This window comes from Yersinia sp. LJYL362 (assembly GCF_048323875.1).
The window spans coordinates 1-18773 of sequence record NZ_JBLWEX010000231.1 but is presented as its reverse complement, the minus strand read 5'-3'; the positions used below and the strand labels follow the sequence as shown (position 1 = coordinate 18773).

Genomic DNA, 18773 nt, shown 5'->3' with positions numbered 1-18773 from the left:
CCTATGAAACCACCCCCTTTGTGAAAGCCTCCATTAAAGACGTGGTCAAAACACTGCTGGAAGCCATTTTGCTGGTTTTCCTGGTGATGTATCTGTTCTTACAAAACTTCCGCGCCACACTGATTCCGACGATTGCCGTTCCAGTAGTGCTATTGGGCACCTTCGCGATACTGTCGGCATTCGGATTCAGCATTAATACCTTAACCATGTTCGCCATCGTGTTAGCCATCGGTTTACTCGTCGATGATGCCATTGTCGTGGTGGAAAATGTGGAGCGCGTGATGAGTGAGGAAGGGCTTGAACCACGAGAAGCCACGCGCAAATCCATGAGCCAAATTCAGGGCGCGCTGGTGGGGATCGCTCTGGTGCTGTCGGCGGTATTTATTCCGATGGCATTCTTCGGTGGCACCACCGGGGCTATTTACCGCCAGTTCTCCATTACTATCGTCTCCGCAATGGTGCTTTCAGTGCTGGTGGCATTGATTTTGACCCCGGCACTTTGCGCCACCATGCTCAAGCCGATCAAACCGGGGCATCATCATGCCAAACGCGGCTTCTTCGGCTGGTTTAACCGCATGTTTGACCGCAATGCTCACCGCTATGAGCGGGGCGTAGCGCAGGTTTTACATCACAGCGTGCGTTATATGCTGCTGTATTTATTGCTTTTGGGTGGGCTGGCGCTGCTGTTTATCAAGTTACCAACCTCATTCCTGCCACTGGAAGACCGTGGTGTCTTTATGGCTCAGGTACAACTTCCTGTCGGCTCGACTCAGCAGCAGACACTCAGAGTGGTTGAGAAAGTCGAGAATTACTTCCTGACGGCAGAGAAAAATAATGTGCTGTCGGTGTTCTCCACCGTGGGCTCTGGCCCCGGTGGTAATGGTCAAAACGTCGCGCGCCTGTTCATCAGACTGTCTGACTGGGAACAGCGAAAAGACAGTAATGATTCGTCATTTGCCATCATTGAACGCGCCACCAAAGTGTTTAACAAAATCGCCGAAGCAAAAGTCTCTGTCAGTAGCCCACCGGCCATTTCAGGTTTGGGTGGTTCGTCAGGTTTTGATATGGAATTACAAGATCACGGCGGTTTAGGCCACGACAAACTGATGGCGGCACGCGACCAATTATTACAGATGGCATCTCAGGATCCCGCGCTAACACGTGTGCGTCATAACGGGCTGGATGATAGCCCGCAATTACAGATAGATATTGATCAGCGCAAAGCACAAGCGCTGGGTGTGTCCTTGGATGATATTAACAACACACTAAAAACGGCGTGGGGCTCGACTTACGTTAACGACTTTGTTGATCGTGGGCGGGTAAAGAAAGTGTATGTTCAATCTGAAGCCACTGCGCGTATGTTGCCTGAAGACGTTAACAAATGGTATGTGCGTAATAAAAACGGCGGCATGGTACCTTTCTCTGCCTTTTCAACCACTCGCTGGGAGTATGGCTCGCCACGACTGGAGCGCTATAACGGCTATTCTGCTTTGGAAATCGTCGGTGAAGCGGCTCCGGGCGTCAGTACCGGTACTGCTATGGATGTCATGGAGGGATTGGTCAAACAATTGCCTAATGGATTTGGCCTGGAATGGACGGGAATGTCCTATCAGGAACGGCTCTCTGGCTCACAAGCCCCTGCCCTCTACGCCATTTCACTGTTAGTCGTATTCTTATGTCTGGCAGCATTATATGAAAGTTGGTCAATACCTTTCTCAGTGATGCTGGTTGTGCCACTCGGGGTGATTGGGGCGGTTGCCGCAACCTGGATGCGGGGCTTGGAAAATGACGTCTATTTCCAGGTCGGATTACTCACCATCATTGGGCTATCAGCCAAAAATGCTATCTTGATAGTTGAGTTTGCCAGTGAATTAAACAATAAAGGCAAAGATTTGGTTGAGGCCACACTTGAAGCCTCTCGCCTGCGGCTACGGCCCATTCTGATGACCTCTTTGGCATTTATCTTTGGTGTATTGCCGATGGCAATCAGTCAAGGGGCTGGCTCTGGTAGCCAACATGCAGTGGGTACCGGTGTGATGGGTGGGATGATTTCAGCTACCGTGCTGGCTATTTTCTTCGTGCCACTGTTCTTTGTTCTGGTACGACGCCGCTTCCCCGGCAGGCCAGCACGTGCAAAAAATAGTGATACTCAGTAAAACAGAAAGAATACAGGCGGTACGTAAAAAAGGTGATATTAACGATTAATGTCACCTACCTGAGGTTAATGACAAAGTGCCCGTATCGGTGAAAACAGGCAGATCGTAAAGACGCCGTCAATCCATCCCTGGAGGCTCGAGCCGCGCCATCCTTGGCGCGGACGCTTTACTCTTCTACCTGCCTTCACCTTGCAAGATCAAGTTGTTGGGGTTTGTCAGCAGTCTGAGATGATATCAACGATTAATGTCACCTTTTTATTTAAAGTAAACTAAAGAACAATAAGCCAATATATTAATTATATTTTAATAAGTAATTAAAAGTTAAATAAAAAAGTAGCGCTATATATTTATAGTTATATCTTGACCATCTTAAAATCATCATCCATATTTATTTTTCCCGTCATACTTCGGGAATAAAAACACAGCATAACATTAACCTCAAAAGAGTCAGGAGATATAGCTATGGGTATTCTCGGCTTATTGCCAAACAAAGTTGATGAAGATGAGTCTATTGAAAATAATGAACACCTTACTTGTTTAACAGAAAAGGAGTTGGCTGAACTGGAAAGTTAATAGCATCATAATTAAGGGGGCTTAGGCCTCCTTAATTAATTGTTAACAGGAGATAAATTAATGGAATTACCCTATGAGCGTGAAATTACATTAGCTGAAGCAAAAAAACGAATTCTGGCTGAATTTCAGGATAACGCCATCACTCCTCACATAGAAAATATTGGTCTACATATCATTACAACCACATGTAATATCTATGATCAAAATAATAATTTACTCAGCCAAGGTGTGGGCAAAGGTATTGATGGCGCGGCACTAACTGGTGCTTTTTATGAAGCATTTGAACATTATATTTCAACAAATCACCAAAAATTCGGCGAAATGACATTATGCAAAACCAATAAACTGCAACATACATTGGGCGGTACTGATTTCGTTAGAGATGTGCTACAAACTCAACCCAATACAAAAATTGCTTGTCGCCATTATAGTAATATCACTGGCGATATTTCGATTTATTATCCAGCCGCTTTTTCAACACCGGATTACGCGGATTGTCCCCTTGAAGGAGATAATTTCGATTATCAGGTATTACGCCGCTATTCCAGTAACAGTGGTACCGCCATTGGTTCTTCTTTTCAGGAAGCTGCGCTGCATGCTGCAAATGAAAGTATTGAGCGTGAAGATTTATCTCAATTTTTGATTAATTACTTTTATCAAGATAACAAAAAAGCATTACGCCTGGTTAATCCTGATTCGCTACAAGAAGAACTTCACACCTTATGGTTAAATGCTCAGGCCGAAATAGCAGATCACATTACAGTACTCGAAATCAGCCAATCTTCAAGTTGTCGGACATTCATCGCTTTCGGCCATAAAATCTGCCAGGCGGTACATTTATTTGGTGCAGGAACCTCCCTATCACCTTATTACGCCATATCCCGGGCAATAACCGAACTGATCCAGTTTCACTCTATTGTCGCCCGATTCCCTTACCTCATTGAGACACAAAAACATTCTTTACGGCGATTAGCACAGTGGCCAAAACTACAGCGCAGCTGTAAAGCCTATTTGCCCGGATTATTAACCGATAGAACCTTGCATAGTGTCGATATTCCAGAAGATGCCCCCATTGCGCCAGTAATTGAGCAATTATTGCAGGTAGAGCGGGAGTTAAACATGCGAGGGTATCAATTGCTGGTCAATATTCTCTATCAAAGTACTTCTGGCTGTACTGTCGTCAATGTGTTGGTTCCTGGCTTTGAGCGTTTCTTTCTTATTAATAGCGGCAACATTGTGGTGCCTTGGATGGGCTATCAATATCAAAACAGCTAGTGATAATTGGCTGAGAGCAAAAGCGATAGATAGCCAATAAAAAAGGCAGGAACGATGACGTTTCTGCCTTCTGCGGACGATAACCCGCCCCTGGATATGTATTAATAAAACAACAAAAGATAACAACTCTTACTGCCGGTTTATTCGCTTATGCCTTACGCAGCATAGCATCGATAAACTCTTTCCACGTACCTAACTCAAAATCAACCATAACTTCCTCTCTAATTATCGCGGTCAATTATACGCCTGTTTTTTGAACAGTCAAAATTGGAATCCATTTAAATTAGTGTGGAAATGAGATCTGCTTCAGAGATATTGAATTTGGTCTTTTGACTGTGTTTCTCTGGCGGTGAGCACTTTACTTGCCTGTTGGTCGATTCCGGAGTAGCGTGCTCAGATATATAGGGGTAAATGCCGTTTTTGACACAACCCATTATTGGCAAAATGCAGAGTAAACCATGAAACACTCTATTGATTCGCTGAAAGAGTTGGGCCGTTACGATGATGCAGTAGCAATGGCGCAAAATTTACTGCGCAGCGACCCAGACAACGCCATCCTGCTGTATAAGATTGCCTCTCTTTATGATGTGCAAGGGCTAGAGTTGCAAGCGATCCCCTTCTATCGTGCGGCTATCGAGCATAATTTGGCGGGAAAAGAGCTACAGGAAGCCTATCTTGGGCTAGGTAGTACTTACCGGGCGCTGGGGCTATATCAGGAATCATTAAATACCTTTGACGCGGCGCTAGTTCGTTTTCCACAAGCAAAAGAGATAACGTTGTTTCGTGCCATGACACTGTACAATCTGGGGGAAACCAAAGAAGCGGTCGCAGCATTATTGATATTGCTGGCTGAAACCTCAAATCATCAAGATATCAGCCTCTACCAAAAAGCTATTCGCCAATATGCCGCTGACCTTGACCGAATTGGCTAAATCCCTCGACTGACGTGCGTATTTACGCGCTAAACACCCCATAGCCGTCTGGATTCAAACCCCATTTTCCCGCATTATGGACAAGCCAGGCAGCCATATCAGTGACTAGCCTGGTATTTATCCTGCATAATCGCGCCATTCTAGCCGAGGTATTATTTTTCCATGTCAGATAACCCAGCAACCCCATTATTGTGCCTTTATGGCATTAAAATACCATGAACATTACGCAAACTTTTTTTCATGCGTAAAATTTAATGATGCATGGAACCAAGATATGAACATTATCGTGGGGATTGAATTAGGTCTGTGAATCACAAGCTCACTTCCTTCGTTTTTTGCTATCCCTCTTCCAGCATCAATTGCTTTTTGTTGTGTTCGATGAACAGAAGTAGCTTTTCCGTTACCTTCACCTTTAACAGCCATTCACCATTATGCGGAACGACGTGTTGGCTCTTACCCATAGATGCCACCTACTATATGAGATACACCATATGGTGCCAATACTAATTATAAATTCTATATGTTGTGCTTCATTTACAGAAGATCACAAAATCCCAACAAGATGCCATAACGCCTTGCTACATTATATCTTCTCTGACGTACTCTCATAACAAAAGAAGCATGAGTTGAGAAAGCAAAAAACTCATTTAATCGATTGATATTTAATAATTAGTTTTACAACTTTCATTTTTTACTAAAATTTAACTTTAACTGTACAAATATACAGGTATACTGAAAATCAAATTTTGATACAAATTACAAATGCAGTATATTGCCACAACGCATTGAAACTGGATGTTAAAATGGCAGATACATTTGGAATTAGAATCGACTACAAAGTTGGCAGGAATAGACCAGAGAAAATTTTCGAAGCTATGGCATTGTACATCAATGCCTATGAGGATCTTATACAACTTATCTCTAATACTATCGGCTGCAAAGATGAATTTAGCTTTGTACTCGACGATGTTGAAAAAGGTTCCATTACTACTTATTTGAAAAAATTCAAAGGACAAGCAATTGACTTAGTTACAGCGAAAATTTTAAATGAGGTAAGTGAAACAACCAAAGACCTTTCCGGGATATCTAGTGTTGAAAGTGAAACCGAAATTGATGAAATCGCTGATAATTTGGATGAAAGATTGACCGAGTCATTTCCTGATTTATTCACCATAGCTCAACCGCAAGTTGATAAAAAAGCCCTAGCAAAAATATTAAAAAGGCTAGCGGATGCAAACCTTAATATTCGGAGTGATGAGAAAGTTGATTTAATATTAGATAAAAAAATCGATCATCCTATTAAAGTTAATACTAATTTTAAATTCTCTGCTAATCTGGACGATTTATATGTAGAAGGGAAAATTCATGAAAATGGCGTGACTGATAAATTATTTGTTGTCAAACCTGTTAATGATGGAAACTCAAGATGGGATTGTAAAAGCCTGAATATGAATCAACGCTTTGAAGCAGTAATGATGGATAAACGCTGGCTTGAAAAATATCAATCAGGGCTAGTTCCTGCTATAGGTCCAAGTGATATAATGGTTGCAAAATTAAACTTAATTATAAAATCAAAAAATGATAATAAAACAAGTAAAATAATTCATGCTGAAATAATTGAAGTACTAAATATTATAGAAAACACTGAAGGATTAAAAAATGAACCGCTTCATTTCTAATCTTGCTAAAGGTAATGATGAAAAAGCAATCTTTGTAAAAAGATTAGTAACCTCATGGTATTTTTTCATTGTGCCGTTTGTGATTTTAATTACAATAAAAATATACACATCATCTTTAATAGATGTTTTATTAGTATCTGACTGGTCTATTGCTTCTTTTATAATCTATGGGCAATTGATAAGTCAAACTACAGCTAATAGCATAAGTATAAAAAATGTAGTAGATCACGGGTTAGAGTATTATGTCACAAAGCGAATTGTCTTTGGTCTTACTTCTAATATAGTAATTTATGTACTAATGTCAATAAAACCAAATATCTATCTTGGTATCATTCAAATATTACTCTTTATTTTCTCAAACTTAAGATACTTCAGCGATAATCTATCAGTCTATGACCTTAAGAGAAAATAAATATATACCATTAAATAATGATTAATTTGCTTCATAGTTAATGTTTTACTCAGTAAAACTGTTAACATTTCTTTTGTTAATTGTAACCCATATATTATTTCCAAATAACTATCACCTGGAACAATTATATATTTAACATCATTATATTCAAAAGAAAAATCAATGAAAGAAAACTTATCGTTATACCTTCGTTTGTCTGCCTTTGTTTTAATTCTCTCTAAATTAAGACTAGGCCACATATCACTTATGAATGGCTGAGGAACATATCGCCATTCTTTTTCGTCAGCAAATCTAAAGTTTTCATCAATAACTTCATCATTTCGAATAAGTCTCCCTTGATAATTTTTCATGTATCTAAGCAAATTATATAAATAAGCATATTCATTTTTTAATTTATTAAATCTTCTTAGTTCAATTCCAACTAATGAGTGCCTGACATTCCAATAAGGTATAATCTTATCTTTCAGTAATCTAATCCGTTTATTGTAATCAGTAAATAATGTACTTTCTTTACTTATATAAAGTACAGGATGTAATCCTTTAGATTCAGCCCAACCTTTAGTTAACCTTAGTCCAAACATACCATATTTTTGAGTATGCTCTTCAAGTTGGGAGAGTCGTATATCACAAAATGAAACCATTGGTACGCCAAAATCTCGCCGTCCCCCTTTAGATGTAATACGCTCTCTTGCCATTGATGACTTAAAATACATTCCGAAAGGATTAAGAAAAAATGCTCCTGGCTTTTTGTAAAATGAAATAATGATGAAGGATGCGAACTTTTAGCCATATGAAAACCCAAAATAATTTAGCAAAAGGTTATACGTAATTGAGTACTAACACTACCGCACCCAAAATATCGAAGCCGGATAGCAATTTTTCAGTAACTACTATTCCATTGTATCTGTCATTATCGCTATTCAAGCGATACCCATCAAAAACTATATTCACTCGCTTGCACAAATCCCCCCCCCTCACGCATCAGGATCAGGATCAGGATCACAGTACTCTCTTTCAGATACGTTTGGCTTTGTCCTATGGTTAATACGCTGATGTGTTCTTTTGACACTAAATTAGCCATCTAGCGACCCAATAACATCATTACCGTTCGTTTTAATCTATAAATTTATCAATAAGTTACATAACATTATATCATTAAGTGATTAATTTAATCATATCGATCTATAAAATCGATCGATTGATTTATTTGTGATATGATTGATTTCCCAGAAGACAGCAATGCGTTATTTGACCTGAACGTTATAAAATTTTGATAATAGAAGAGGATGTATAATGGCGAACTATTTTACGATTACATGCCCACATTGCCGCAGTACTACAACCGTTCAGACAGGAGTATCTAAAAATGGTACTGGAGTTGGTCAATGCCGGAGTTGTTCAAAGAACATAAAAGTTACTGTTGATGGAAAGGGAAATGTGATTAAAGTTAGTTGATGTATATTCAATTGCTTTTAGTAACTCGGAAAGATATGAATTCAAGGAGAACAGTATGACTGGTTTAGTTGTTATTATTATATGCATTGTTATTTCAGCATTTTGCTATAAGAAGATCGCTAATAGTTGCCGTAATAAAGGGAGAGGTAATGTTAGAACTTTTTTGACTGCATTGATAGCAAGTATTTTTCTATTCGTTGTTACAATGGGTATAGGCATAGCTAACTTCTTCCCTTCTAATGACAAGGTTAAAGCTCCCGAGAACACGGTTCAAGATAATACCAGTACTCATGATAATAAGAACATTTATACCTGCAATAAATTTGATGCTATTACTCAAACTCGTCAAGGTACAAAGCATAATTCTAGTTTCTATTCAGATATATCTACTCACATCACATATACTATTACCGATAGCATGCTAACAATTAAACTGTCTTCTCGTGAAATTGAGAGTAGTACTGAAATAGCTACATTCAATAAGATCGCAGATGATGGTTCGCGAAAATATGATAATTCATCGAGCAATTTCTTCGTATATGTATTGAATGACAGTACTATAAAAGTAATTGTGGTTGATTTTAACCATAATGGGACGATCACTCAAATCTGCTCAAAATAAAAGTCATATAATATGAAAAAAACATTATTGCTTGCTCTATTATTCAGTACTACAGCCTTAGCCGCATACAAAAAATATGATCCGCACAAAGATAGCAAGTACTTAAATAATGCAATTTCTGGAGTTTGTAAACCGGAACACCAGAGATATGATGACCTTAGTTTTGATCTAAAATCAAATATCAGTAGCATGAGTAAATCTGATACGGATAAAGCTGTTGCTCCCCTTAAGGAGGCTGAGCGTAAACGCTGGTCATGTATAGAAAAAGAATTGAATAAAAAGAATATCACACTGAATTTAGAGCAATTATATAAAGAAAATAATCTATAAAAATCCATCAGTAGCCAGTCGGTACTTTTAGTATTTCATATAGATATCAAAAGGATATATAGACAGCTATTTGCCATATGTCCTTTTCATGCCCCCTGCCGCTATATCAATTCTTTATTCCGCCAGTACTGGCAAGCATCTCTTTCTTCACTCGAAACACTGTTGCCCTGCCGCAATCGCACAACTTTGCGATCTCGTCCGGTGTGTTCTTCCCGGCCTGTAACATATCGATAATCTTGTTATGCAGTTCTTGGTTCTTTTGCTTGCCCTTATACCGACCTGCTTGTCTAGCCAAGGAAATACCTTCATTACGGCGAGAGGCGATAATACCCCTCTCAAACTCAGCAACAGCCCCCATCATCGTTAAAATTAGTCTTGATGCTGGCGAATTGTCAAAACTCATATTGTTATCAACAAATTTTACGGTGACACCCTGTTCTATTAGTTCATCAACCAACTCAAGGAGATCTTTGGTGTTTCGGGCCAACCTGTCGATAGATAAAGCCAAAAGTGTGTCACCTGCACGTAACTGAGAGAGTAGATTTTGAAGTACTGGCCTGTCGCTGGTGGATTTACCTGAAACCTTCTCAGTAAGTACTTTGTCGCAAAGCGGTTCAAGTACTACTAGTTGGCGATCCAACCGTTGTTCAGTACTTGAAACGCGACAATAGCCAAAAATCATTTTCCTCATCCTTACGCACAGTCTCATTTAAATTAATTCAATGATATGGTATCATATAGATACTTTCAAGTACTAAATGATACTAAAAGAGGCAATGAAAACTTGTATCAGTGGGGAATACCCAAAAGAGATTGAATTGTACATGTTTAGAGGATGCTCCGTTATACCGCTTCTGGTCCAAACTGAGATACAATTGGCTCAGATTATTAATTTCCAATGTGATGCAATAAAATTTATCAAGATCAGGGGGAATGCATATGACTCAGGAAAATAATATTATACATTTGAATAATTCGGTAGGAATTATAGGTACAAAGCAGGTGTCTGTATCAGATCGTAATGGTGAAAAAACAATTACAATTAAATTAACTGGAACTGCAAGAAATACTGTGATTCCGCGTATGGATGTTTTTTGTGAAGATTTCCTAGCGAAGGTCATTCTTGAACGTATAGCAGCAGAAGAACATATTCCTCTAAACATACACATAACAGGTTCTTGGAAAAATCTACCTCGCCTTAATTTTGGTTTAACTTTACTCAAAAATCTTAATCCCTCACTTAAAGAACATGTTTTTTTATGCATTGTAGATGGTGACATTCAATATTCAGAATTAGAAGCAAGTATCAATAATGCCTTTGATGGTAATTATAAGCCAGATTATCTTCCTAAAGTAATTACTGATATGGAGAGTAGTATTACATCTTTCAAAATTGAATCTAAGGATAATATTAGCGGAACTCCAGAATATAATCATAAGATGTGGCTAGAAAAAATAACTGAGGATTTATTATTATCATCGGAACCTCACAAATCAATATTTGATAAGTGTGCAAAAATACTCTCCTTCGAAAAAATAACCAAAGAAGTGAACAGTTGTGTAATGATGGAAATAAATCATGAGAAACGGGTAATATCAGAAATTCTAAGATTCATTAATACCTCTCGTTCAATTGAACCAATAAAATCGAAGTCAGGTCGAACATTAAACTACCATAATTATTACAATGAGTTAAGTGAAAAAATAAAAGTTGTAAATAGCTTCATGCATCTTCCTGTACATTATACTCACGATACTGTTATCAAATTGATAAGTACTTATCAGCCTGAGATTTGGTTAGATTACACCAATATGGTAAGAATAAAGCTTAAAGAAAAATGGAAGTTACATCAATCACTATCGCAGGCCCCAACATATTAAAACTCTCTATTGTAAAACTTCCAATTATATAATAAAGGTCGCAATCGCGGCCTTACTATCAGAGTAAAGTACTAACATCTTGCAGCGGCATTGATTCGTACAACTCTTCTCCTTGCACACCCCAAACACCCCATTTCTTCAAGTACTGCAATAATTTAGTACCAAATACGCCTGATACGATAATTCTCGGGCAGTACTTCATTATATCCTTTAGTAATACTGGAAAACTGTTTTTGTAGAATTGAGTAACGAACAAGGTTTCATCAATCTTAACTACTTCAAGCATGGTACTAACACCAGTTAGTACATTCATATTTCCAACGCCAAGATAATTAAGGAAAAGAGCATTGCTACTATGTGAAAGTGATTTCAATTCTAAATTCATTACCCCATGCTCATTTTTTATATCCCTCTCTGAGATCATAAACTTAACGTATGGCATTGATTTCAATAAAGTCCGAATGTATGCGTCATGTCTCAAAATCAATGCAGTACTGGAATCGATATTGAGAGAGCAAAACAGTTTATTATCAATGAAAAACGCTTCATTATTAGTAATAAAATATATTATATCAATAAGATAGGCTCGTTTTTGGTGGATAGTCCAGCCCTGCATTATTTCAGCAGGTGTTGGTCTGAGCAAGTTTAGCCCATCTTTCTGGAATCTAGTCAGTACTTCTACCCCTAACAACTTCTGATCTGTGCTCATTACAGGTTGAGCAAAGTATTGTGTAATCATCTCTGGCTATCCTGACTTTTAATGTGCTGATGTTTGATTGTACCAGGCAGGTCAGCTACAAACTAATGTGGATAAAAAACACTCTACTTTTAATATGTGTATGTAATCCCTTAAACTTTCTAGTTCTGTAATAGTTGAGCTGGGGTTTAATTATTTAGCAAGTTTAAGACCAGTAACATTAGCCTAATCGAGATTCCTCTGTGCTGATATACGCGTTTCAAGTACCGGATGAAAAGAAAATTCAACAGAAGTGGAATGTTAGCCGGAATTACACTTTGCAGCTTTTATGCATTCAGTCCGAAACACCATCATAAAAGAGGATTGATCGGATGTGATCTCGCTTCGCTCAGTCAGTACTGCTATGTTTTCAAGTGCAATAACTGACGAGTACATACTCAAAGTACTAAAGCAGAAAGCTGATTTGCTTTGTACTGTCAGTGACCAGCGGGAACGCAACAGGACAAGCCAAAGCCAGCGAACAGTACTCGCCTTGTGCGGGTGCTGTTTAATTAATTTTATTTTTAATAACAGATAGATAACTTTCAAGCACTCACTACGTGAGTACTCTCCTTAATGCATTGAAAGCAATTCGCTTGCTCTGCCGCTCCTGCTTTCAATGCATTAATTCGCTTTCTCTGTAGAATGTCCGTTTTTTAGTTAACTATATATTAATAGGGGTTATTTTCGGACATATTTCCTTTTATGTCGGTGTTTCGGACGAGATTAGAGATTTTTTGCACTTCCCTTTCGTACTTATTCCACATAGCCGCTATATCTTCGGTACTGAGATCGCGGTTAGTATCACTACTAAGAAACTCTTTGAATGAAGCCAATGCAAGCTCGGGATTGTCGCCTTTCCAACGTCTGTAACGCTTTCCTTTCGTATCACTGAGTGGCATTGGGTTATTAACGTTTTTAGCTCCCTTTGGCCTGCCTGATTTGCCAGGCTCAGTGTTTACCAGTACTTCGGGTATATGTTCAATATTTTTACTCAAATATTCAGCCTGAGACTTATCAAACACATAGACAATCTGCGTTTCAGTACTGTCAAAATTCCTTGAAATCCCCCTCAATGCAAACTGGTGCAAGCTCTCATACTCTCTCGCATGGTGGATATCTTCTCCTGTAATACCCAATAACAATTCACACAACTTGGATTCTGCGTCACTAGGTCGCATACAAGCAAGCCAGACACACGTCTTCAATTCGATGTAGTCATTTAACCCTCTGACATCGGGGCTTATTTTCGTACCACTATGAAGCGTCTGCTGATCTTGTATGTTGTTAGTCCAGTAGAATTCCTGATCTTTAAGTACTTCATCAAGGTAATCGTAAACACGCTGAAGTTTTTCAGGATTAGATTCCTTCCATGTCTTTGAAAGATTGATATTTTCAGAAAAATAGTAAACTTTAAGTCGTTGGCTGAGTGGCACTTTTCGTTGTTGCAAATCATGAAACTCTACCTTCTCAAATAATGAAGGTTTTGTTTTATAAATCAATGATTCTTCAAAGTTTGCTCCCATAAAAGTTATAGGTAAACCAATGTACTTCGTTAGATCTTTCCATCCAATGATGTTTAATTGAGATTTGTCAGAATCGTTGAAATAATCATTGTTCATGATGAGAATATCATTCTCACTGATAACAGATAATTCTTGTGCTATTTTGAACAACAAATCACCCTGCACTGTTTTCTTTTTCGCCGTTAAGTACTTTTCAGTATCTTCATCAACAATTTCATGATCTTGCATAAGCTCATGATAAATAATATCTTTAACTTTATTATTTGAGTCATTGATGTTTTGAAATGAGTGAAAATTAGTCACATCATCAAACCAGACCTGCCACCCATGCAGTAACTCAACAGGTATTTTAAAAAAAGTTTTGTCGCTAATAATTAGGACGCTCTCAGTTGGATTTTTCAGAAAGTCCAGTACTGAATTAATAACATTCTTTCTCCTTTTTTTTCCGTTGGGTAAATTGCTTATTATTAACTTGCACTGTTTTAATTTATCAGCTGTTTTTTTAGCAAGTGCGAGCGTATTCTGTATAATAATAAATCGTTCGTTATTATCTTTCGTACTAATACTATTATTAATAATAGTACAGAGTGAAGTTGTTTTTCCTGAGCCGCAAGGTGCCGATATATATTTGAATGTACTATTATTCCATGAGGCAGGCATAGTATTGCCATCGTCGCCCATGTGGGTGAATTGTTCTTGTACTGCGGTTTTTATTGTTTTAGGCACACGGCCACGTTTTGAAATGGTCATATAGACCTCCTTTGGGCTAAATTAAAATCATCTCATCTTGTTTACCTCGCTGTGTTTTCCTCGAATGACTACATGCTATCAGACGAGGCTAGTTTCAATCAAGGAATAGTAATAACTATTTCTTGCATAAGAACTTAATATATAGTAAGAGGGAGTATCTAAGGTTTTGACAGTATCTCTGTACTTTTTAGCTGGTACATTGATATATAGTTTCAGTAGTATTCCTATACTTTATGAGTACAATATTAATATAATCTTTCAGTATATTTAATCGTAGCACTAGTCTGAGTTCCCTCTAGAAAAAAATCATACGAATAAAATAAACTTTATTATATGTATTCGTTTTTTAATTAAATCTATTTTTTAAAGCCAGTCAATCATATCTTCGTTAATAATATAATAAAAATCAATAGGCTCACGTCCAACCATCATAGTCATATATTTTTGTATCTCATTAATGCTTTTATTTCTCGCGGCCGCTAATGTCCAAACATCACCATTAGATTCAACACGAAATACTTGAACGCCGCTTTCTAAAAAACTATATGTTCTCCATCTACCTTGCTGACTAATTTCACCCATAGCTTCTATTATTGCTTTTTTCTTATGGATTAATAGAATATGTTTAATATTATCATCGTTGTAATAGCTAATGTCTGCGGTTATGTATGTTTTATTAGCTTTGACTGCTATTCGTTTAATGACTTTCCGTAACTCAACCTCCAGCCTAGAACGCTCAATTATATTTTCAAGTTTATGTATATCACTGGAGAACTCTAAATTACTGACATTAGCTGTATCTCTTTCTGCTGCTAATGTTTTTTTAACATCTTGCAGCCGCTCTTCAGCCTGTGCTTTTCCATCTAGCATATCAAAGGTAGGCAATCTTCCTTGTTGTTTTAAATTTTCAATACCTGCTGTAAATGATTGAATATAGGACTCCAACTCAACGATTTCAGTTTTTAGAATATCAATATTGCTAATTGTCGAGTCTATATTAATTACTCTAGAGATATCTATATCTTTAATGTGGCTGAGAATTGCCTTTTCAAATGGCATATATGCCATTAACACTCCAGTACAGCCGCCATTAGCTCTTGCATTGTCACATTTAATATAAGTATAACCAGAAGTACTGCTAACCCCTAAAGCCGAACCGCATAATTCACATTTCAACAAAGTATTGAACACAGTTCTCTTCAAATCGTGACGAATACGTCCAGTATAATTGAATTTCTCTAAACGTGTAGAAACTTCATGAAACTCATCATCACTTACTATTCGTGGATAGATATTTAAAATTTCAAAAGTAGAGGTAACAGTATCATCATCAAAGTTCCGGATAACTCTATTGGATGTATATTCCCCTTTGCATCTTCGATTTCTCAATACATGACAAATTTTAGTACTATTCCATTTCATCCCATCTATTGTTTTGTTATCACGATTCAACATCACTGCAATGGTGTAACTACCAATACCAGATAGATATAAGTCGAAAATTTCACGAATGACTATGTGATTTTCATTAAGTACATACCTGTCGTTCACAACATCAATCCATTTGGGACAATTTTTAATCATATATTGCCCCTCTTCTTTCGCCATCTTTCGCCGCTTATCCCAGCCTTTTTGTATACGAACTGACTTTAATCTTGATTCTTCATATGAGCGTTCGGCGATCATGACCGCAAAACTAAGACTATTTGGATATTTTCGTCCAATCTTCAGTTTTTTATCCACATCATGTAACTCGATTTGATAACTATCAAGTATCGAAATATATTCAACACACTTAAATGGATTCTCACGAGAAAAACGATCAAGGCTCTCAACACACAGTACTGAGCCTTTCTCAACTTCCCCATTCCTGACCTTTTTAAAAAACCCACCTAAACCAGCACTTTCACGCTGATGATGTCCCTTAAATGCACTTACCCCGCGATCAACGATTAATTCATAATTGGGATCAAAGTCGTAGCAACTTGCGTTATCATCGAAGTATCGAGTCAACATTGATTCTTGGCGATCTAAACCATCACCAGATAGTTGTTGTTCTGAACTAACACGCACATATAGGTAACATTTTTTCATGTTCGATGATGCTCAAAAAAATTTGTATAAAGTATATGGTATCAAAAATTGTGACACCATAAAAAAGGCCCGCCGCTGGCTGGAAGAACAAAACATTGCCTATCAGTTTCACGATTATCGAGTGGATGGATTGAGTGACGAACGCCTGCAAGGTTTTATCGATAAACTGGGTTGGGAGCCGTTGCTGAACACTCGCGGGACAACCTGGCGTAAATTGCCACCAGCTCAGCGCGATGCCATTACTGATGCACAATCGGCCAAACTGCTGATGCTGGAACAACCTGCTATCATCAAGCGCCCGCTGCTGGAAGCGGCTAATGGTGAGCTGCTGCTGGGTTTCAAAATTGAAATTTATCAACAATTTATTCAGCAACATCTTCAAAAAATGACCCATAACCAAAACGCTATTGAGGTGCAATAACATGATCTGTCCGGTAATCGACCTGGCCCAACAATTAATTAAACGCCCGTCGCTCAGCCCTAATGATGCGGGTTGCCAGGAGATCATGATTCAGCGCTTAGAAGCTATCGGTTTTACTGTCGAACCGATGAATTTTGGCGACACTCTCAACTTCTGGGCCTGGCGTGGCGAAGGTGAGACACTGGCGTTTGCTGGTCATACCGATGTGGTTCCTACCGGTGATGAAAACCACTGGAGCAGCCCACCGTTTGAGCCAACTATTCGCGATGGCATGCTGTATGGCCGTGGTGCTGCCGACATGAAAGGTTCACTGGCGGCGATGGTGGTTGCGGCTGAGCGCTTTGTGGCCGCACATCCTAATCATAAAGGTCGCCTGGCATTTATGATTACCTCCGATGAAGAAGCCAAAGCTATTAATGGCACCGTCAAAGTGGTTAACGCCCTGATGGCGCGTCATGAGCGGCTGGATTACTGCCTGGTGGGTGAGCCATCCAGTACCGACCGCGTCGGTGATGTGGTGAAAAATGGTCGCCGAGGCTCTATCACCGCCAACTTGCGCATCCACGGAATCCAAGGGCATGTAGCTTATCCTCATCTGGCTGATAACCCCGTTCACCGTGCGATACCCGCGCTGAATGAACTGGTGGCGACACAATGGGACGAAGGCAATGAGTTCTTCCCCGCCACCAGCATGCAAATCGCTAACTTGCATGCCGGTACTGGCAGTAATAACGTGATTCCCGGTGAGTTCTATGTGCAGTTCAATTTCCGCTTCAGCACTGAACTGACTGATAGCATGATTAAGCAGCGGGTTGAGGCATTGCTGGAGCGTCATCAACTCGATTACACCCTGGAATGGGTTCTATCTGGTCAGCCATTCCTGACTGCGCGTGGCGCGTTGGTTGATGCTGTGGTCAATGCCGTTGAGCATTACGCCGAGATAACGCCGCAACTGTTGACCACTGGTGGCACCTCTGATGGCCGGTTTATTGCCTTGATGGGTGCACAAGTGGTTGAACTGGGACCAGTTAATGCCACAATCCATAAAGTGAATGAATGTGTTCACGCTGCGGATTTACAACTGCTAAGCCGGATGTATCAGAAAATCATGGAGCAACTCATCGCATGACAGCTAATACATTGACCCCACAGATGATTACCGGCCGCTCAACGGAACATTTAGTGGTGTTAACCGGCAATCACCGCATGCAGCCACAGGCTGTTGATGCCTTTCTCGCCATGCAACAGGCAGCTAAAGTGACTGGTTTTGATTTGCAGCCAGCCAGTACTTTTCGCGATTTTGACCGCCAATTGGCTATCTGGAATGGCAAATTTCGCGGTGAGCGACCAGTATTAGATAAAGATAGTCAACCGATAGACATTTCTCAGCTTGATGCCGCCAGCCGTTGTGAAGCTATTTTGCATTGGTCCGCCCTGCCTGGGGCCAGCCGTCACCATTGGGGCAGTGATTTGGATATTTACGATCCATCACTGTTACCCTTGGAGGCAAAATTGCAACTGGAGCCGTGGGAATACCAACTGGGTGGGTATTTTTATCCGCTGACTCAATGGCTTGATGCACATATGGCTGAGTTTGGCTTTTACCGGCCTTTTAGCACAGACACCGGCGGCGTTGCTGCTGAACCTTGGCACCTGAGTTACCGCCCTCTGGCGACAACCGCGGAGCATTTACTGACACCAGCCATCTTGCTGGAAGCCTGGCAATCACAGGATGTGGCGGGTAGTGAGTGGCTTACCGGTCATTTACCCATGATTTTTTCACGATTTATAACGATACCTAATAGATTTCAAGCTGCGGTTAACACATAGCAATTTGAAAGATGACAGGTAAAGGAATTTAACCATGCATTGGCTCGCAGATTACTGGTGGGTAGTTCTCATCATACTTGTCGGCATGATCTTAAACGGTA

General features: G+C 39.3%; 17 protein-coding genes and 1 pseudogene. 12 read left to right on the top strand and 6 right to left on the bottom strand.

Features of this window, described 5'->3' with window-relative positions; translation table 11 throughout:
- From ACNSO8_RS12855 to ACNSO8_RS12845, 3 genes are all read left to right on the top strand, one after another.
- The coding region (locus ACNSO8_RS12855) for an efflux RND transporter permease subunit (protein WP_418394833.1) at positions 1-2156 on the top strand (2156 nt) is incomplete at its 5' end.
- 633 nt (positions 2157-2789) lie between these two features.
- Complete coding sequence (locus ACNSO8_RS12850; RefSeq protein ID WP_263699851.1) at positions 2790-4004, top strand: YcaO-like family protein; 1215 nt, start codon at positions 2790-2792, stop codon at positions 4002-4004.
- Positions 4005-4462: 458 nt separating this feature from the next.
- Positions 4463-4936 carry a tetratricopeptide repeat protein gene (locus tag ACNSO8_RS12845; RefSeq protein ID WP_019081767.1) on the top strand — a complete coding sequence of 158 codons (474 nt, stop codon included), beginning with the start codon at positions 4463-4465 and terminating at the stop codon, positions 4934-4936.
- A gap of 222 nt (positions 4937-5158) precedes the next feature.
- On the opposite strand, the gene ACNSO8_RS12840 is transcribed toward ACNSO8_RS12845, so the two are convergent.
- Positions 5159-5359, bottom strand: a complete 201-nt coding sequence (locus tag ACNSO8_RS12840) for a DUF2188 domain-containing protein (RefSeq protein ID WP_418394832.1) — start codon at positions 5357-5359, stop codon at positions 5159-5161.
- 380 nt (positions 5360-5739) lie between these two features.
- On the opposite strand from ACNSO8_RS12840, the gene ACNSO8_RS12835 reads away from it, so the two are divergent.
- A complete protein-coding gene (locus ACNSO8_RS12835) occupies positions 5740-6615 on the top strand; it encodes a hypothetical protein (protein WP_408575328.1) in 876 nt (291 codons plus the stop codon).
- Entirely contained in the window at positions 6596-7027 is a 432-nt protein-coding gene (locus ACNSO8_RS12830) for a hypothetical protein (RefSeq protein ID WP_418394831.1), read from the top strand. Before ACNSO8_RS12835 ends, ACNSO8_RS12830 begins: the two co-directional genes overlap by 20 nt.
- On the opposite strand, the gene ACNSO8_RS12825 is transcribed toward ACNSO8_RS12830, so the two are convergent.
- Positions 7006-7722 carry an abortive infection system antitoxin AbiGi family protein gene (locus ACNSO8_RS12825; protein WP_418394830.1) on the bottom strand — a complete coding sequence of 239 codons (717 nt, stop codon included), beginning with the start codon at positions 7720-7722 and terminating at the stop codon, positions 7006-7008. The two genes, ACNSO8_RS12830 and ACNSO8_RS12825, sit on opposite strands and share 22 nt — an antisense overlap.
- An 815-nt stretch (positions 7723-8537) precedes the next feature.
- Here ACNSO8_RS12825 and ACNSO8_RS12820 point away from each other — a divergent pair.
- Together ACNSO8_RS12820 and ACNSO8_RS12815 are read left to right on the top strand one after the other, a co-directional pair.
- Positions 8538-9104, top strand: coding sequence for a hypothetical protein (locus ACNSO8_RS12820; RefSeq protein WP_418394829.1), 567 nt, complete (start codon positions 8538-8540; stop codon positions 9102-9104).
- A gap of 12 nt (positions 9105-9116) precedes the next feature.
- Positions 9117-9434 carry a hypothetical protein gene (locus ACNSO8_RS12815; protein WP_418394828.1) on the top strand — a complete coding sequence of 106 codons (318 nt, stop codon included), beginning with the start codon at positions 9117-9119 and terminating at the stop codon, positions 9432-9434.
- Between the two features lie 106 nt (positions 9435-9540).
- Here the strand turns inward: ACNSO8_RS12815 and ACNSO8_RS12810 are convergent, their stop codons facing one another.
- The gene (locus tag ACNSO8_RS12810; RefSeq protein WP_050080905.1) at positions 9541-10116 is read right to left on the bottom strand and encodes a recombinase family protein; all 576 of its coding nucleotides are present in this window, start codon (positions 10114-10116) and stop codon (positions 9541-9543) included.
- 257 nt (positions 10117-10373) lie between these two features.
- Between ACNSO8_RS12810 and ACNSO8_RS12805 the strand changes: the two genes are divergently transcribed.
- Complete coding sequence (locus tag ACNSO8_RS12805; protein WP_418394827.1) at positions 10374-11315, top strand: hypothetical protein; 942 nt, start codon at positions 10374-10376, stop codon at positions 11313-11315.
- A gap of 58 nt (positions 11316-11373) precedes the next feature.
- Here the strand turns inward: ACNSO8_RS12805 and ACNSO8_RS12800 are convergent, their stop codons facing one another.
- From ACNSO8_RS12800 to ACNSO8_RS12790, 3 genes are all read right to left on the bottom strand, one after another.
- Complete coding sequence (locus tag ACNSO8_RS12800) at positions 11374-12054, bottom strand: EAL domain-containing protein (RefSeq protein WP_050080902.1); 681 nt, start codon at positions 12052-12054, stop codon at positions 11374-11376.
- 668 nt (positions 12055-12722) lie between these two features.
- Positions 12723-14327, bottom strand: coding sequence for a DEAD/DEAH box helicase family protein (locus tag ACNSO8_RS12795; RefSeq protein WP_418394826.1), 1605 nt, complete (start codon positions 14325-14327; stop codon positions 12723-12725).
- Between the two features lie 363 nt (positions 14328-14690).
- Entirely contained in the window at positions 14691-16421 is a 1731-nt protein-coding gene (locus ACNSO8_RS12790; protein WP_418394825.1) for a recombinase family protein, read from the bottom strand.
- Here ACNSO8_RS12790 and ACNSO8_RS12785 point away from each other — a divergent pair.
- The 4 genes and pseudogenes from ACNSO8_RS12785 to ACNSO8_RS12770 form a co-directional block, all read left to right on the top strand.
- A complete protein-coding gene (locus ACNSO8_RS12785) occupies positions 16420-16842 on the top strand; it encodes an ArsC family reductase (protein ID WP_418394824.1) in 423 nt (140 codons plus the stop codon). The two genes, ACNSO8_RS12790 and ACNSO8_RS12785, sit on opposite strands and share 2 nt — an antisense overlap.
- A gap of 1 nt (position 16843) precedes the next feature.
- A complete protein-coding gene (gene dapE, locus ACNSO8_RS12780) occupies positions 16844-17971 on the top strand; it encodes a succinyl-diaminopimelate desuccinylase (protein ID WP_019081769.1) in 1128 nt (375 codons plus the stop codon).
- Positions 17968-18672, top strand: a complete 705-nt coding sequence (locus ACNSO8_RS12775; protein ID WP_418394823.1) for a M15 family metallopeptidase — start codon at positions 17968-17970, stop codon at positions 18670-18672. Before dapE ends, ACNSO8_RS12775 begins: the two co-directional genes overlap by 4 nt.
- A gap of 34 nt (positions 18673-18706) precedes the next feature.
- Positions 18707-18773: pseudogene (locus ACNSO8_RS12770) on the top strand (hypothetical protein); the annotation flags it as partial.

Bases quoted from the DNA above. Each gene is read 5' to 3' on its own strand.
- ACNSO8_RS12850 (WP_263699851.1), top strand. From the start codon at position 2,790: ATGGAATTACCCTATGAGCGTGAAATTACATTAGCTGAAGCAAAAAAA.
- ACNSO8_RS12845 (WP_019081767.1), top strand. From the start codon at position 4,463: ATGAAACACTCTATTGATTCGCTGAAAGAGTTGGGCCGTTACGATGAT.
- ACNSO8_RS12840 (WP_418394832.1), bottom strand. From the start codon at position 5,359: ATGGCTGTTAAAGGTGAAGGTAACGGAAAAGCTACTTCTGTTCATCGA.
- ACNSO8_RS12835 (WP_408575328.1), top strand. From the start codon at position 5,740: ATGGCAGATACATTTGGAATTAGAATCGACTACAAAGTTGGCAGGAAT.
- ACNSO8_RS12830 (WP_418394831.1), top strand. From the start codon at position 6,596: ATGAACCGCTTCATTTCTAATCTTGCTAAAGGTAATGATGAAAAAGCA.
- ACNSO8_RS12825 (WP_418394830.1), bottom strand. From the start codon at position 7,722: ATGGCAAGAGAGCGTATTACATCTAAAGGGGGACGGCGAGATTTTGGC.
- ACNSO8_RS12820 (WP_418394829.1), top strand. From the start codon at position 8,538: ATGACTGGTTTAGTTGTTATTATTATATGCATTGTTATTTCAGCATTT.
- ACNSO8_RS12815 (WP_418394828.1), top strand. From the start codon at position 9,117: ATGAAAAAAACATTATTGCTTGCTCTATTATTCAGTACTACAGCCTTA.
- ACNSO8_RS12810 (WP_050080905.1), bottom strand. From the start codon at position 10,116: ATGATTTTTGGCTATTGTCGCGTTTCAAGTACTGAACAACGGTTGGAT.
- ACNSO8_RS12805 (WP_418394827.1), top strand. From the start codon at position 10,374: ATGACTCAGGAAAATAATATTATACATTTGAATAATTCGGTAGGAATT.
- ACNSO8_RS12800 (WP_050080902.1), bottom strand. From the start codon at position 12,054: ATGATTACACAATACTTTGCTCAACCTGTAATGAGCACAGATCAGAAG.
- ACNSO8_RS12795 (WP_418394826.1), bottom strand. From the start codon at position 14,327: ATGACCATTTCAAAACGTGGCCGTGTGCCTAAAACAATAAAAACCGCA.
- ACNSO8_RS12785 (WP_418394824.1), top strand. From the start codon at position 16,420: ATGTTCGATGATGCTCAAAAAAATTTGTATAAAGTATATGGTATCAAA.
- ACNSO8_RS12790 (WP_418394825.1), bottom strand. From the start codon at position 16,421: ATGAAAAAATGTTACCTATATGTGCGTGTTAGTTCAGAACAACAACTA.
- dapE (WP_019081769.1), top strand. From the start codon at position 16,844: ATGATCTGTCCGGTAATCGACCTGGCCCAACAATTAATTAAACGCCCG.
- ACNSO8_RS12775 (WP_418394823.1), top strand. From the start codon at position 17,968: ATGACAGCTAATACATTGACCCCACAGATGATTACCGGCCGCTCAACG.